At 71.6% G+C, this 15,463-nt stretch carries 11 protein-coding genes; 6 read left to right on the top strand and 5 right to left on the bottom strand.

All coding sequences use genetic code 11. The features are described 5' to 3' along the window. Positions 1 to 90: 90 nt before the first annotated feature. Positions 91 to 876: a bifunctional hydroxymethylpyrimidine kinase/phosphomethylpyrimidine kinase gene (gene thiD / locus ABZU25_RS27405; protein WP_355032239.1), complete on the top strand. Its 786-nt coding sequence runs from the start codon at positions 91 to 93 to the stop codon at positions 874 to 876. A gap of 17 nt (positions 877 to 893) precedes the next feature. Then, on the top strand, positions 894 to 2,486 hold the full coding sequence (thiC, locus tag ABZU25_RS27400) for a phosphomethylpyrimidine synthase ThiC (RefSeq protein ID WP_355032238.1): 1,593 nt from the start codon (positions 894 to 896) through the stop codon (positions 2,484 to 2,486). Between the two features lie 274 nt (positions 2,487 to 2,760). Here the strand turns inward: thiC and ABZU25_RS27395 are convergent, their stop codons facing one another. The 4 genes from ABZU25_RS27395 to ABZU25_RS27380 all read right to left on the bottom strand — a co-directional run bounded on the left by ABZU25_RS27395 (position 2,761) and on the right by ABZU25_RS27380 (position 7,875). Beyond that, positions 2,761 to 5,754, bottom strand: coding sequence for a hypothetical protein (locus tag ABZU25_RS27395; protein WP_355032237.1), 2,994 nt, complete (start codon positions 5,752 to 5,754; stop codon positions 2,761 to 2,763). A gap of 77 nt (positions 5,755 to 5,831) precedes the next feature. After that, a complete protein-coding gene (locus ABZU25_RS27390; RefSeq protein WP_007465195.1) occupies positions 5,832 to 6,140 on the bottom strand; it encodes a cupin in 309 nt (102 codons plus the stop codon). Beyond that, positions 6,137 to 7,087 carry an LLM class F420-dependent oxidoreductase gene (locus ABZU25_RS27385; RefSeq protein ID WP_355032241.1) on the bottom strand — a complete coding sequence of 317 codons (951 nt, stop codon included), beginning with the start codon at positions 7,085 to 7,087 and terminating at the stop codon, positions 6,137 to 6,139. The genes ABZU25_RS27390 and ABZU25_RS27385 overlap by 4 nt, the downstream gene beginning before the upstream one ends. A gap of 2 nt (positions 7,088 to 7,089) precedes the next feature. Then, positions 7,090 to 7,875 (bottom strand): ABC transporter ATP-binding protein, encoded by a 786-nt coding sequence (locus ABZU25_RS27380; RefSeq protein ID WP_355032236.1) that lies wholly within the window; start codon positions 7,873 to 7,875, stop codon positions 7,090 to 7,092. A gap of 270 nt (positions 7,876 to 8,145) precedes the next feature. Here ABZU25_RS27380 and ABZU25_RS27375 point away from each other — a divergent pair, with 270 nt between their 5' ends. Both ABZU25_RS27375 and ABZU25_RS27370 read left to right on the top strand, forming a co-directional pair. Continuing rightward, the gene (locus ABZU25_RS27375) at positions 8,146 to 9,177 is read left to right on the top strand and encodes an ABC transporter substrate-binding protein (protein ID WP_355032235.1); all 1,032 of its coding nucleotides are present in this window, start codon (positions 8,146 to 8,148) and stop codon (positions 9,175 to 9,177) included. Between the two features lie 102 nt (positions 9,178 to 9,279). Beyond that, a complete protein-coding gene (locus ABZU25_RS27370) occupies positions 9,280 to 10,140 on the top strand; it encodes an ABC transporter permease (protein ID WP_355032234.1) in 861 nt (286 codons plus the stop codon). A gap of 111 nt (positions 10,141 to 10,251) precedes the next feature. Here the strand turns inward: ABZU25_RS27370 and ABZU25_RS27365 are convergent, their stop codons facing one another. Next, positions 10,252 to 11,430, bottom strand: coding sequence for an ABC transporter substrate-binding protein (locus ABZU25_RS27365; protein ID WP_355032233.1), 1,179 nt, complete (start codon positions 11,428 to 11,430; stop codon positions 10,252 to 10,254). 444 nt (positions 11,431 to 11,874) lie between these two features. On the opposite strand from ABZU25_RS27365, the gene ABZU25_RS27360 reads away from it, so the two are divergent. Both ABZU25_RS27360 and ABZU25_RS27355 read left to right on the top strand, forming a co-directional pair. After that, positions 11,875 to 15,006 carry a sensor histidine kinase gene (locus tag ABZU25_RS27360; RefSeq protein ID WP_355032232.1) on the top strand — a complete coding sequence of 1,044 codons (3,132 nt, stop codon included), beginning with the start codon at positions 11,875 to 11,877 and terminating at the stop codon, positions 15,004 to 15,006. Continuing rightward, positions 15,003 to 15,410 (top strand): roadblock/LC7 domain-containing protein, encoded by a 408-nt coding sequence (locus ABZU25_RS27355; RefSeq protein WP_007465177.1) that lies wholly within the window; start codon positions 15,003 to 15,005, stop codon positions 15,408 to 15,410. Before ABZU25_RS27360 ends, ABZU25_RS27355 begins: the two co-directional genes overlap by 4 nt. Positions 15,411 to 15,463 lie beyond the last annotated feature (53 nt).

Raw genomic sequence — 15,463 nt, 5'->3', positions numbered from 1 at the left:
GCCGACCGTGCCCACGCAGGGATCAAGCCTGACCGCCCGGAGTGGGCACGGTCGGCCGCAGCCCCAAACCGCAACCACCAGGGAGGAGACATGACACCGAGCACAGTGCTGACCATCGCCGGCTCGGACTCCGGTGGCGGCGCGGGCATCCAGGCCGACCTCAAGGTCTTCGCGGCGCTGGGCGCGTACGGCACGAGCGTCCTCACCGCGGTCACCGCCCAGAACACCCGGGGTGTCGACGCCGTGCTGCCGCTACCGCCGCGCACTGTCGTCGAGCAGCTGGACAGCGTACTCACGGATTTCACAGTGCGCGCGGTCAAGACGGGGATGCTCGGCACCCCGGCGGTCGCCGACGCGGTGGCCGAGGCCGCCCGGGGCGGTCGGTTGCCCCAGCTCGTCGTCGACCCGGTACTGGTCGCCACCAGTGGACACCGGCTCGGCGTGGTGGGCGCGGTGGAGCGGCTGCTGCCGTACGCCAGGGTGGCGACGCCGAACTGCGCGGAGGCCGCGGCCATCACCGGACGCCCGGTGGACGACGTGGCCGGGATGGTCGTGGCCGCCGAGGCCCTCGCGGCCGGCGGCCCGGAGTACGTCGTGGTCACGGGCGGCGACCTGGACGGCGGCGAGGCGGTCGACGTGCTGCACGGCGGCGGTGTGACCACGCTGCTGCGCGCCCCCCGGGTGGACACCCGGCACACCCACGGCACCGGGTGTTCGTTTTCGGCGGCGATCGCCGTGCGGCTCGCGCTGGGCGATCCGGTGCCGGCGGCGGTGGGGGCCGCGAAGGAGTACGTGCTCCGTGCGCTGACCGGCGCACGGGGTTGGGAGCTGGGCGCGGGGCGTGGACCGCTGGACCACTTCGGCTGGTCCGCTTGATCACCAGGGAGGCTGTCATGCAGGCACGAGGCAAGGTGTACGTCGAGGGTTCGCGGCCGGATGTGCGGGTGCCGTTCGCGGAGGTGGAGCTGACCGGGGATCTTCCGCCGGTGCGGCTCTACGACACGTCCGGCCCGGGGTCGGACCCATCGGTGGGGTTGCCCGCATTGCGAGGTCCCTGGATTGCCGAACGTGGTGACGTGGCGCCGGCACGGGGTGCGGGTACGCCGCTCGCCGGCGCGGACGGTCGCCGGCCGACGCAGCTCGCGTACGCGAGGGCCGGTGTGGTGACGCCGGAGATGGAGTTCGTGGCGATCCGGGAGAACGTCGACCCGGAACTGGTCCGGGCCGAGATCGCCGCGGGTCGGGCGGTGCTGCCCCTCAACGTGAACCACCCGGAGTGCGAGCCGGCGATCATCGGCAAGGCGTTCCTGGTCAAGGTGAACGCCAACATCGGCACCTCGGCGGTCAGCTCGTCGGTCGCCGAGGAGGTGGAGAAGCTCACCTGGGCCACCCGGTGGGGCGCCGACACCGTGATGGACCTGTCCACCGGGAAGCGGATCCACGAGACCCGCGAGGCGATCGTGCGGAACTCGCCGGTGCCGATCGGGACGGTGCCGATCTACCAGGCGTTGGAGAAGGTCGGCGGCGACCCGGTGAAGCTGAGCTGGGAGGTGTTCCGGGAGACCGTGATCGAGCAGGCCGAGCAGGGCGTGGACTACATGACGGTGCACGCCGGGGTGCTGTTGCCGTACGTGCCGCTGGCCGTGGATCGGGTGACCGGCATCGTCTCCCGGGGCGGCTCGATCATGGCGGCGTGGTGTCTGGCCCACCACGAGGAAAACTTCCTCTACACCAACTTCGCGGAGCTGTGTGCGCTGCTCGCGCGCTACGACGTGACGTTTTCTCTCGGTGACGGGCTGCGGCCCGGTTCGATCGCCGACGCCAACGACGCGGCGCAGTTCGCCGAGTTGCGCACCCTCGGCGAGCTGACGACTGTCGCCTGGGAGCACGACGTGCAGGTGATGATCGAGGGTCCCGGTCACGTGCCCATGCACAAGATCAAGGAGAACGTGGACCTCCAGCAGGAGTGGTGCCACGAGGCGCCCTTCTACACGCTCGGCCCGCTGACCACGGACATCGCACCGGCGTACGACCACATCACCTCGGCGATCGGCGCCGCGATGATCGGTATGTTCGGCACCGCCATGCTCTGCTACGTCACGCCGAAGGAGCACCTCGGCCTGCCGGACCGGGACGACGTGAAGGCGGGCGTGATCGCGTACAAGATCGCGGCACACGCGGCGGACCTGGCCAAGGGGCACCCCGGCGCGCAGGACTGGGACGACGCGCTGTCGAAGGCACGGTTCGAGTTCCGCTGGGAGGACCAGTTCAACCTCTCGTTGGATCCGGAGACGGCGCGCTCGTACCACGACGCGACGCTGCCGGCCGAGCCGGCGAAGACGGCGCACTTCTGCTCGATGTGCGGCCCGAAGTTCTGCTCCATGAAGATCACCCAGGAGCTCAAGGAGTACGCGGCGCGCGGCATGAAGGACAAGTCGGAGGAGTTCGTCTCCGGCGGCGGCCGGGTCTACCTGCCGTTGGCCTGACCGGACCCGCGCCGGTCAGTCGGCGCCCACGCACCGCGCGCGGCAGACCAGCCGGCGCGACCCGCCGTGCCCCAGACGGCCGCGACGACCGGGGTAGTACCAGCCGCCCCCTTGCTCTGCACCCACCCATGCGACACCTACGGTCCGTAATTGGTGCATGGGTGGGTGCAGAGCAAAGGCAAGCTTGCAGGGGCATCGACCGGTGGCGCAGGTGGCAGAACGTCCCGAGGTGATCCACCGCCACGATCGACGTTCCGGCCCGTTGGCCGGCGGGTCAGTCGCGGTGGTGTCGCCCGGTGGAGCGCAGTGAGCGTCGGCCATTCTCCTGTTCGGGCTCGTTGTCCGACACCGGCTTGCCCAGACCGGCGACCCAGTCGACGAACTCCTCGTCCTGGGCCGGCAGGGCCTCCGTAGCGTCCGACGCCTCCGAGCCCTTCTCGTCGCTCCGGGACTTGTTGCGGCGGAACAGCCCGCCGAGCCGTCCACGCCGGGACGGCTGCTCGGCCACCTTCGCGGGGGTCGGCGCGGCCGGTGTCGCGTCGGTGGGCACCGGGTCGTCGGTGCCTTCCCGGTTGTTGATGCTTGCTGGGTCGTCGGTGCCTGCCCGGTCGGTGGTGTTTGCCGGCTCGCCGGTGCCGGTGGGCGTGCCAGCCGTGCGCGGCACGACGGGAGACTCCGCAGGGACCGGGTGTCTGGTCGGAGGGGCCAACTCGCTGGCCGCGGCCGAGCCGGCCGTCGCCGGCCGGGCCGTCGAGCTGTCCGGCGACCCCGTCGGGCCGGCCCGGCGGGAGGTGTCGAACGCGTTCCAGGTGCCGGCCCGGCTCAGATCCGGCAGCGGCACCCGGTGCCGGGGCTTCGGCGTCTGCCCGGTCGACTCGTCCGGGCCGATTGGCGGCTCCGCCGCGGCGGCCCCCGACTCGGAAGCCTGCGGTGGCACCGTCCAGGCCGGGGTGACCGGCCAGGCCGACGGCGCTGGCGTCCAGCGGACCGCGTCCGGGCCGCTGGCGGCGGGACCGTCCTCGGTGGTGGGCCGCGCGCTGTTGGTTCCGCCAGCCCCGGCGGCCGCCGACTCCCTGGTCGGGTCGGCCGGTCGCGCGGTGGGACCGGCGCCGACGACGTCCGGGGTACGCGGCGGATCGGCCGCCGCTGCCTTGGTGCCGGCGGGCGTAGCCGGTGCCTCGGTCGGACCGGTGGTGGTCGGGATGGGGGTTTTCGTCGGACCGGTGGTGGTGGTCGGGGTCGCGGGGGTTCTCGTCCGACCAGTTCTCGTGGTCGGGGCCGTTGCCCCCGTGGGGGTTGCGGTGGTCGGGGTGGCCTCGGTGGTCGGGCCGGACGTGGTGTCCCGGCCCTCCTTGTCTGGCACGGCAGTGCCGGCAGCCGTCTCGTCGGTGGGCTTCGACCCCGACGTGCTGTCGGTTGGGTTGGTGGTGGCGTCGAGCGGGCTGGCCTTCGGCTTACGGGCTCGACGCGGCTTGACAGTCAACGGTGCCTCGGCGGTGCCAGGCTCGGCCCCGCCCGTGTCGGCGGTTCCCGTGCTGGCCCTGTCCGTGTCGGCGGCGTTCGCGCCGGCCTTTGCCGTGCTGGCGGCGCTCGCGTCGGCTGCTCCCGTGCTGGCCGTGCTCGTGCCCGTGCCCGTGCTGGCGGTGCTCGTGCCCGTGCTGGCGGTGCTGGCCGTGCTCGTGCCCGTGCTGGCGGTGCTCGTGCTGGCGGTGCTCGTGCCCGTGCTGGCGGTGCTCACGCCCGTGCTGGCGGTGCCGGGGCTGGGCGTGTCCGAGCTGGTCCGGGCCGTGTTGGTCCGGGCCGAGTTGGTCGGGGCGGTGGTGACGGTGTCCTTGCGGGTGGTGCGTCCGCCGGTCCGCCCACCGCTCGTGCCCGCCGCGGTGCCGGCGGTCGGCCCGTCGGCTGCGGGACCACCTGTCGGAGTCGTGGGGGCGGCGCGTCCGGCCGTGGTGCTGGTCGGGGTGACATCGGTCGGGCTGCTGGTCGCTGTGACATCGGTCGGACTGCTGACGGTGGTCTCGGCCGGGGAGGTGACATCGTCCCGGCTCGCCGGGGGCGTCTGCCTCGCGGCGGTGAACTCGCCGGTCGGATCGGTCAGCCAGGCCGCGGACGTCGCCGGAGCGGCAGGGGCCGCACCATGCTGGCCGCTCGCGGGGGTCGCCGGCCAGTCCCAGTGCGCCGGCACGGTGCGTACGCCATCGGGGCCGTCTGCGGCACGCGGACCTGAAGTGGTGCCGGCCAGCTCCCGGCCGGCGGGTGACCCGACCGGCTCCGTGTCGGCCGAGGGCTCGGCGGCCCGCTCGGCGGCGTCCGGGTCGTTCGCCGGACCCGACGACGCGGTGTTGGGCAGGGCCGGGCCGGTGGGCAGCGCGCGCAGGATGTCGCTGGGCTCGATCGCCTGCGAATCCGCGGTGCGGGCGCCCGTCGGCCAGCGCAGCAGCGCGGCGGCGGCCGCGCCGAGCGCGCCGGCGAGGATGGCGATCAATGAGCCGTAGTAGGGATTCACCTGGTAGCGGTCCACGGAGTCGCCCGGGCCGGCGGTCAGGTAGGCGAACGCCACAAGCACCGGACCGGCCACCCCGGTCGCCCCGCTGATCAGTGGCTCCTGCCCCCGCCAGCGAGCCAATCCGGCGGTCGCGGCCCCGGCCAGCAGTGCCACGGTGGGCAGCAGGAGCAGCGCCAGCCGTTGTGCTGCGGTGTCGCTCAGCCAGCTCGGCTCCAGCACACCGAGCCGGACGGTCGGCACCGGGCCGGCCGTGCCGAGCGACGGCAGGACGGAGATCAGCGCCAGCACCCAGACCACGCCGGCCACCGCCGCCATGTTCCAGCCCAGCTCGGGCCGGAGCAGCACGGCGATCGCGGCGCCCGCCCCGATCACCGCGCCCAGTACGGCGCAGATGCCCACCGCCCAGACCGGGTCGACGGAGATCAGCTCCGCGGCGCGGGCGGGCTGCATGCAGAGCGGGGCGATGACGGTGGCGCCGAGCGCCGCCGCGCCGCCGATCGCCAACTGCCTGCGGGTGCTGGCCGCCGGAGCATCGCTGCGCGCGAGGCGTCCGGTCAGGACAGCGCCGGCGACGGCGGCGTTCGCGGCGAACCAGCCCACCCAGACGAGCTGGGCCGGCCACTGGTTGACGGTCGTACCGGTGAAGGCGCCGGTCAGCCGGACGATGCCGAAACCGTACGCGACGCCGAGCTGGCCGGCCCCGGCCAGCACGCTCACCCCGAGCGCCGTGAGCAGCAGTCTGCCCCAGGTCCGAAAGGCCATGTCCGGCACGTTACGCACCCCGTACACCCGACCGCCACCGGCGCGCCGCGCGGCGCGCCGGCTCGCGTTCGGCGGGTCTACTTGAGTTCGACCAGTCGGGCCAGGTAAGTCGTGTCTCCGACATTGGTGAGCATGTGTACGGCCCCGGGGTCCCGGTAGACGACTCCGCCGGTGGGCTCGTCGGCGTCGATGCGGGTGCCGTCGATGGTCTGTACGACGTTCTTCGCGCCCTCGATCGCCACCACCAGGTACGGGTGGTCATGCCGGTGCAGCGGCTGCCGCTCACCCGGCTCAAGCCGGATGTGCCAGACCCGGACCCGGTCGTTCTCGTACACGATCTCCTGGCCCACCGGCCCGAGTTCGGTTCCGTCGATCACGTCGGTCATCGTTCTCCGTCCAGTTGGGGGAGCACCTCGGCGGCGATCAGCTCAAGGTGGTCGAGGTCTGCGAAGTCGATCAGGCGCAGGTGGACGCGGGTGGCACCGATGGCGGCGAACTCGCCGATCCGCTGCGCGAGCTGCGCGGGCGAGCCGACCACCGGGTCCTCCGGCGGCAGCGCGCTCTTCTCGTGCAGAGGCGCGGCCCGCCGCTGGGCCTCGGCGTCGGTCCGTCCGATGGCCACGACGATCCCGGCGGAGAGCACCAGCGGCGCCCGACCGGACTCCGTCCGACCGGTGCGCTCGCACGCCTCCCGCACCCGGTCGAACGCCTCGGCGGTGTCCGCCACGGATTTGAACGGCATGTTGAACTCGTCGGCGTACCGGGCGGCCAGCTCGGGGGTGCGCTTGGGGCCGCGCCCACCCACGATGATCGGTGGTCCGGGCACCTGCACCGGCTTGGGCAGGGCCGGCGCGTCCACCAGGCGGTAGTGGTCGCCGCTGAAGCTGTAGGTCTTCCCGGACGGCGTCCGCCACAGCCCGGTGATCACCTCAAGCTGCTCGGCCAGCCGGTCGAAGCGCTCGCCGACCGGCGGGAACGGAATTCCGTATGACGTGTGCTCGCGTTCGTACCAGCCGGCGCCGATGCCGAGGTCGACCCGGCCGCCGCTCATCTGGTCGACCTGCGCGACCATCACGGCGAGCGGGCCGGGCAGCCGGAAGGTGGCCGACGTCACCAGGGTGCCGAGCCTGATCCGCTGGGTCTCCCGGGCCAGCGCGGCGAGGGTCAGCCAGGCGTCCGTCGGACCGGGTAGGCCCGGGTCGGCGCCCATCGACTGGTAGTGGTCGGCGCGGAGGAAGCCCTCGTACCCGCAGGCCTCGACCAGCCGGGCGAACCGGAGCTGCGTGTCGTAGCTGGCGCCGCGGTTCGGCTCGGTGAAGACCGACACCCGCATGTTCATCGTCCTTCCGCGCCGGCCGCGGCCGGCTTGTCGCGTTCCATCAGCAGCTCGTGGAGGTCGGCGCTGACGCGTGCGACATCGGCCAGGTGGGCGTTGCGGCCGAGGGTGCGCGGCCGGGGGATGGTGACGTCCACCACCTTGCGGATCCGGCCGGGGCGGGGGCTCAGCACGACCACCCGGTCGGCGAGCAGCACCGCCTCGTCGATCGAGTGGGTGACGAAGACGATTGTCGGCTTGTTCTCCATGTGGATCCGCTGGAGTTCGCCGGAGAGTTCCTCGCGGGTGAGCGCGTCCAGCGCGGAGAACGGCTCGTCCATCAGCATCACCCGGGGCTCGCCGATCAACGACCGGCACAGCGACACCCGCTGCTGCATGCCGCCGGAGAGTTCGTGCGGCAGCCGCTTCTCGAAACCGGCCAGCCCGGCCACGTCGAGCAGTTGCCGGGCGCGCTCGCGGTGCTTGGCGCGGCTCCAGCCGAAGATCTCCACCGGCAGCAGGACGTTGTCCAGCACGGTGCGCCAGGGCAGCAGCGCCGGCTTCTGGAACAGCATGGCGATGTCCTGGCGGGGACGGGAGATCGGCGTGCCGGCCACGGTGATCTCACCGGCGGTCAGCGGGAGCAGCCCGGCGATCAGCCGCAGCAGGGTGGACTTGCCGCAGCCGGAGCGACCGAGTACGGCGACGAACTCACCCTCGGCGACGTCGAGGTCGATGCCACGCAGCGCTTCGACCCGGCCTGATCGGCCTTCGAAGGTACGGGACACCCCGGCCAGTTGGATCATCTCCGGCGTACCTCCGCTGAGTGGACGGTCAGGAATCGGGCAAAGGCTAGCCGGCCTGTCGGCGTATCGCACCGTCCGGGGTGGTCATGAGGTTGTTTCCGTTCCGCAACCCGATACGCCTGGCGTCGCAAGTGTGGGTTTCTCGTACGCTGTGCCCGCGAAGAGTCCCCCCACTACGGCGGCGCCCGGCTTCCACCCCTTCCGCCGGCCCGTCACGACAACCCCCTCCGGTGGCCTGCCGGCCCCGGTCGGAAAGGACATGGTGCACTGATGAGAAGGCTGACCCGTACGGTCGCTACGGCCGCGCTGGCCACCGCCCTCGCTCTCGTTTCCGCCTGCAGCAGCGGGTCGGACTCGTCTGACGACGCCAAGGGCGGCAAGGGCGGGGCCTTGGAGAACGTGACCTACCTGACCTCCTTCGGTAACTTCGGCCGTGACTCCTACGCCTGGGTGGCGAAGGAGAAGGGCTTCTTCAAGGACGCCGGCTTCGACGTCGAGATCAAGGCTGGTCAGGGCACCGGTGGTGTGATCCAGACCGTCGTCGGAGGTCAGGCCGACTTCGGCCCGATCGACCTCACCGGTGGTCTGCTCCAGGTCGGCAACGGCCAGGCGAAGGACTTCACAGTGGTGGCCGCGATCCAGCAGCGCACCATGGCCGGCATCGCCTCGGTGGAGGGCAAGAACATCGCCTCCCCGAAGGACCTGGAGGGCAAGAAGCTCGCCGACACGCCCGGGTCCGTGGTCCGCAACCTCTTCCCGACGTACGCCCGGCTCGCCGGCGTGGACGCGAGCAAGGTGACCTGGGTCAACGGTGAGGCGCAGGCACTGATCGGCACGCTCGCCTCCGGTTCGGTGGACGGCATCGGCCAGTTCGTCGTCGGTCAGCCGACCATCGAGGCGGTGGCCAAGAAGAAGGCCGTCATGCTGCCGTACAGCAACGTGATGCAGGACCTCTACGGCAACGTGCTGATCACCTCCTCCAAGACCGCCAAGGAGAAGCCCGAGATGGTGAAGAGGTTCACCGCGGCGCTGCTCAAGGGCCTGGAGTACAGCCTGGCCAACTCCAAGGAGGCCGGCGAGATCCTGAAGAAGAACGTCGACGCCGCCAACCCGGTCGCCGCCGCCGCCGAGCTGGAGCTGATGGCCGCGTACGTCCGTTCCGGCAACACCGGTACCGCGATCGGCACCCTGGACAGCGGTCGGGTCGCCAAGAGCATCGCGATCCTGCAGGGCGCGGGCGCGCTCAAGCAGAACATCACCCCCGAGCAGATCATCGACTTCAGCCTCGCGCCGAAGGCCTGATCGTCCGGTCGTCACCAGGGGGTGCGTCCCGCCGACTTCCGGTGGGGCGTACCCCCGTCGCTCGTCGGCCCCCGGGGGCCGTGCGATTTCGAGGAGGACAAGATGACCGACGTCCGGTCGGTGGACCCGGCGGTGGCGGCACCCCCACCCGTGGGTGTCGGACCCGGGGCTGGGCGGGCGGGTCGAGGTGCCGGTCTCCGCGCCGGGGCCGGGGCGGCGCTGCTGCCCGCGGCGGGCCTCCTGATCGCCCTGGCGGCGTGGTGGCTGATCGCCCGGCTGGAACTGGTCCATCCCGCGGCGCTGCCGCCGCCTGGCGACGTGCTCACCGCGTTCGTCGACAAGCCCGCCCAGATGCTGGAGCACACCTGGGCCACCATGCTGGAGATCCTGATCGGCTTCGCGCTCTCGGCGGTGGCCGGTGTCCTGATCGGACTGTCCCTGGCCAGCTCCGGGACGGTGGAGCGGATGTTCACCCCACTGTTGGTCGCGGTGAACGCGGTGCCGAAGATCACGCTGGGCCCGTTGTTGGTGGTGGCGCTCGGTTGGGGTCAGAGACCGATCCTGACCATGGTGTTCCTGCTCTGTTTCTTTCCGATCGTGCTCTCGACCGCGACCGGGCTCACCACCACGCCGGCTGATCTGGCCGAGCTGGTGCGCTCCTGGAACGCCTCCCGCTGGCAGGCGTTCCGCAAGGTGCGCTTCCCGGCCGCGTTGCCGCAGATCTTCGTCGGGCTCAAGGTGGCCATGCCGTTGGCCGCGATCGGCGCGGTGATCGGTGAGTTCCAGGCCGGTGAGAGTGGCCTCGGCTACGTCATCACGCAGTACGCCGGCGTCGGTGACACCGCCACCGCGTGGGCGGCGATCATGTTGGTGGCGTTGGTGAGCATTCTGCTCTACTCGGCGCTCCTGCTGATCGAGCGGATCGCTCTGCCCTGGGTGCGGGAAACCACAAGCAGCCGCTGACCCACCGCAAGATCAAGATTCGGAATGCGTAGGGCCGGCCTCCCCGTCAGGAGGCCGGCCCTTTCTTGATCGACTCGGTTTTCGTGAGGTTGGGGTGTCGGAGTGTCCCGGTTACCCCGCCAGGCGCCAGCGGCCGTTACGGGCGACAAGCGTGGTGAGCGCCTGCGGCATCAGCCCGCTGTGGTTGTCCGGCGTCATTCGGATCGGGCCCGACAGGCCGTCCATCTGGGACGTTTCGAGCACGTCCCGAATGCCGTTGCGGTCCACCTTCCCGACCTCACCACCGGCGCGAAGTTCCGCGTCGGCGATCAGCTGGACGGCGTCCGCCGCGAAGGACGAGGACCCGTTGTAGCCGCCGAAGCGCGCGGTGTAGTCCTGGAACCACTGCCGCCGCGCCGCCTTGGCCGGGGTCGTCGCGATGACGTCGTCGATCACCATCGTCTGGGTGAAGATCAGGGTGGCCCGCTCGGTCGCCCTGGCCGCCGCGCCGAGAAAGAGGTCACCAGCCGCACCCGCGTCGAAGAAGAGCGACCCGCGAAAGGTGGTCTGCGAAGCGCTGGTGGCAGCCAGTGTCGCCTGCTCCGGCGGGGTCCAGAAGACCAGCGCGTCGGGCTTGCCCGAGGCGAGCTGTTGGATCTGCTGGCTGACGTCCGTGTCGGTGGTCTTGACCCGCTGCTCGCGGAACGTGATGTTGGCCTTGTCCAACTCGCTCTTGAGCGCGGTCGCGCCCTCCTGGCCGTAGTCGTCGTCGCTGACGAGCGCGCCCACCTTGCGGATGTTGTTGCGACGCAGTTCGGTGGTCAGCGCGGCCGCGCTGTCCGGGGCGTTAGGGCCGAGCTTGAACACGTAACGCCGTTCGGCGACCGGGCTGGTTATGGCGCCGGAAGCGGCGAGCGCAATGGTGGGAATCCGCTTCTCGTTGATGGTTCCGACCGCACCGACTGCGCATTCGTTGCAGCCACCCATGATGATGGCGCTGACCCGAGAATCGCTGCTGAAGTCGACGATGTTGCGAAGTGACTCGGCCGAGTCGGAACGGTTGTCCTTCACCTTCAGTTCGATCTTCCGGTTGTTCAGTGCTCCGGAGGAGTTCAACTGGTCCCTCTTGAGCTCCAGCGCGCGCTGGTATGCCCGTCCGACGGGGGCGGAGGCGCCGGAGAGTTCGAGGTCGGCGGCGATCACGATCGGACTCGTGTCCTGCTCTGTCCCGCCAAACTGGCAGCCGGTGAGCGTGGTGGCCACTACGGCCGATGCGAGCGCCGCGATGGTCGCGGAGCGGATGGGGCTCAACTCAGTCCTCCAGGTGCGGGCGCGGGCGCTGCCCGGTCACCGCCGCTAATCCGTCCTCAGTGGAAGACGGGATCTCCTCTGCCGTACGGTGTGCGCGAAGCCTGCAAAACCTTGCCAATGGCCGGCGCTGTGGTCAAGCGCGGACCCCGGTAGCATTTTCGGGACGGTCATCCCACATGCTGGGGTAACGCAATGTTTGCAAAAGCTCACTTTGCATGCACGCGTGACCACTCAGGAGTTACATGCCCTGTTCAGGGGCTTGCGGAAATGAAGGTATCAGTTGCCCGGATCGCGGGATGCGCTCAGTCCGACCGTTTTCTACCTCACTGCGGCTTCCCAAACAGGATCATCTCTGATGAAATCGCGACCGTGCCGCGCGTGGTCCCCTCCGCCTACGGCATGGCTCGGTGGGTCAGGCGGGGAAGAAACGACGGAGGCGATGTCGTGAGCACCGGACCGACGACCCTGCCCGCGCTCGGCGACAGCGCTCGGCCCACGCGCCGGCGGATGCCGAGGCTGCGGGACGCCCGGATCCGGTCCAAACTGGCGTTGATCCTGGTCGTCCCGGTGGCGGCGGTGATCGCGCTGGCCACGGTACGGCTGGTCTCCGTCGGCGAGGGTGCCTTCGACGCCACCCGAGCCCGGTCACTGACGGCCCTCTCCATCGACGTCAGCGCGCTGACCCAGGACCTCCAGGCCGAGCGGATGGCCGCGGCGGCCTACCTGGCCAGCCCGCAGCAGCCGGCCGACGCGTACAACCTGCGGGTCCGCCAGACGCAGCAGCAGGTGGACGAGTACCGCGCCGAGCGGAGCCGGATCGGCGATGTGCCGACGGCCCTGCGGGACCGCCTGGCCGCCATCGACGACCACCTGGCCACTCTGGACGGCACCCGTCAGAAGGTGCTGGACCGCCGGCAGATGGCGGTGGCCGAGGCCGTCCTCCGCTACGGCGTCATCCTGACCGACCTGGTCGCCTACGGTGACGGGCTGGCCCAGCTGCCCGGCGACGAGAGCCTGGCGGACAGCCGCCGCGCGGTCTCCGCCTTCGCCCGCGCCAAGGCTTCCGTCGCCGAGGAGGATGCTGTCGCGTTCACCGCGCTGACGGCGGGCCAACTCGACTCGGAGCAGTTCTCCTCCTTCGTGGCCACGCTGACCAGCCAACAGGAGGCCCTGGTCGCCTTCTCGCTGGCCGCCGACCCGGTGCAGCGTGCCCTCGTCGACAGCACCGTCTCCGGTGACGCGGTCGGCCTGGCCGACCGGGTCGCCACCGACATCACCCGATCGGTCGGGCAGCGCCCGCTGGTCACCGCACAGGACGCCACCGCCGCCATCGGCGCCGTGAACGACCTGATGCGCTGGGCCGAGATCCAACTGCAGGACCGACTGCTCCAGCAGGCCGACACGGCACGCTCGGACGTCATCCGGCAGGCCGTGATCGAGTCGATCCTGGTGCTGCTGACCCTGATCATCGCCGTGTCGCTGGCCGTGGTGCTGGCCCGCTCGCTCAACCACTCGCTACGCCGGCTCCGTGAGGGCGCCCTCTCGGTGGCCAACCACGACCTGCCCGACGCGGTGCGGCGGCTGCAGAACATGGGCAGCGTGGGCGACGGCGGGGTGGACGAGATCGTCCGCCAGGTTCGTGACCCGATCCAGCTCAACAGCCGCGACGAGGTCGGCCAGGTGGCGCTGGCCTTCAACGTCGTCCACCGGGAGGCGGTGCGGGTCGCCGCCGAGCAGGCCGCGCTGCGTACCAGCGTCTCGGCGATGTTCCTCAACCTGGCACGTCGTAGTCAGACCCTGGTCGACCGCATGATCGGCGAGCTGGACGCGATCGAGCGCGGTGAGGAGGACCCGAAGCGGCTCGCGCAGCTCTTCGAGCTTGACCACCTGGCCACTCGAATGCGCCGCAACGACGAGAACCTGCTGGTCCTGGCCGGCGCCGACTCCGCCGTCCCGCGTCGCGAAGACGCGCTGGTGGTGGACGTGCTGCGCGCCGCCCAGTCCGAGGTGGAGCTCTACAACCGCATCGAGTTCGGAACTGTCGACACCGACATCTCGGTCGCCGCGCACGCCGTCAACGACGTGGTTCGTCTCGTCGCCGAACTGCTCGACAACGCCACCCGGTTCTCACCGCCGAACACCACAGTGGTCGCCGACGGTCGGCGGATCCGCGACTACGTCCTGATCCAGATCGAGGACCGTGGGCTCGGCCTCACCGACGAGCAGCTCGACTCGCTCAACCGCCGGCTGGCCGCCCCGCCGAGCGTCGACGTCGCCGCGTTCCGGCTGATGGGTCTGGCCGTGGTCAGTCGGCTCGCCTCCCGTTACGGCGTCCGGGTGGAGCTGCGCCGCAACGTCGAGGGCGGCACCGTCGCCCAGGTGACGTTGCCCGCCGCCACCGTGGTGCTGCCCAGCAACCGGGGCCGTGAGCAGGTGCTCACCCGGCCGCGTCAGCCGATGGCCGTGGAGCAGACGCCGCTCACCCCGGCCGGTCACACCGAACAGTTCGCCGGTGCCGCGACCTCGGCGGCGACGCTGCCGGACCAGTGGCGCACCAACACGCCGGCTCCCGCCCAGTGGCAGTCGCCGCTGGACTCGCGGGACACCACCCCGGCCGTGCAGGCGGGTGGCTACTCCGGTGCCCGCTCGACGGTGCCGCCCGCGGCCGCCCCGGCGCCCGCCACCCCGCCTCCGCCGGCGCGACCCGCGTACAGCAACAGCGCGGGCGCCTCGTCGGGCGGCCCGACGGTGGCCTACCCGACAATCGATCCGCTGCCCCGGCGTGGCTCGACCGCGGATGCCGCGGACGGGCGAAACGCACCGGGTCTGCCGGTCGGGCCGGTCGCCGGCGCTGGCGCGGTGGCACCGCCTCCCGCGCCGTCGGTGCCCGTCGCACCGGTCAGCACCCGGCCCGACTTCCCCGCCGAGGCGCCGATCTTCCGGGAGATGGAGGCGGTCTGGTTCCGGTCGCACGGCGACGACGCCACGGCGATCTTCACCCGGCCCAAGTTCGACGAGCCGCCGCCGCCCGTCACCGCCGCTCCGGCCGAGGCCGGGCCGCGCGCTCAGCGGAGTGCCGCCGCGGCGCCGGCCACGGCACCGGCCCGACCGCCCCTGCCGACGCGCACGCCGGGCAGCTCCAACACCGACGGCGCCACCGGGCCGGGCACCTCGGGCCGAGGCAGCGCGACCACCGGTGGGCTCGGTACGCCACCGTCGTACGCCCCGTCTCCGGCCGCCCGGCCGGCCGCCCCCGCCCCCGCCCCCGCCCCCGCCGCCCCGGCCGCCCCGCAGGTGGACCCGGATGCCTGGCGGACGGCGGCCGACGAGGGCTGGTCCCGGGCCAGCCGGGCCGCCGAGCCGGCCGCGGCCGGGACCACCCGCTCCGGGTTGCCCAAGCGGGTGCCGCAGGCGCAGCTCGTGCCGGGCGGCATCGAACCGAAGAGCGGCCGGGACCGCAGCCGGCGGACCCCCGATGAAGTACGCGGTCTGTTGTCGGCCTACCACCGCGGTGTACAACGTGGTCGGACGGCCGGAACGGATCTGAACAGCACCTCGACCAAGGAGAGCCGATGAACAGGCCAGCTGCCATGCAGGACATGGGTTGGCTGCTCACCAACTTCGCCGACAGCGTGGCGGGCATCGCCCACGTGGTGGCGGTGTCCGCCGACGGGCTCCTGCTCGCGTCCTCCCGGGATCTGCCGGGGGACCGGGCCGACCAGCTCGCCGCGATCACCTCCGGCGTGGTGAGCCTGACCGAGGGCGCTGCCCGGATGTTCAGCGCCGGTGGGGTGTTGCAGACAGTCATCGAGATGGACAGCGGGTACCTCTTCCTGATGTCGATCAGCGACGGTTCGTCGATGGCCGTGCTGGCCGCGCGCAGTTGCGACGTGGGCCAGGTGGGCTACGAGATGGCGCTGCTGGTCGAGCGGGTGGGTGCCGCGCTGGTGCCGCTGCCGCGGGACGCGGTGCGCTCGTAGCACCACGGAAGGGCGCTCGACCGCGCGCCGAGTCAGGGACGGGAGGCGGCACA

Source organism: Micromonospora sp. NPDC005215 (genome assembly GCF_040607915.1).
Lineage (GTDB): Bacteria > Actinomycetota > Actinomycetes > Mycobacteriales > Micromonosporaceae > Micromonospora.
Note: the sequence above shows the minus strand (reverse complement) of the source record. Positions and strands in the feature narration are given on the sequence as shown.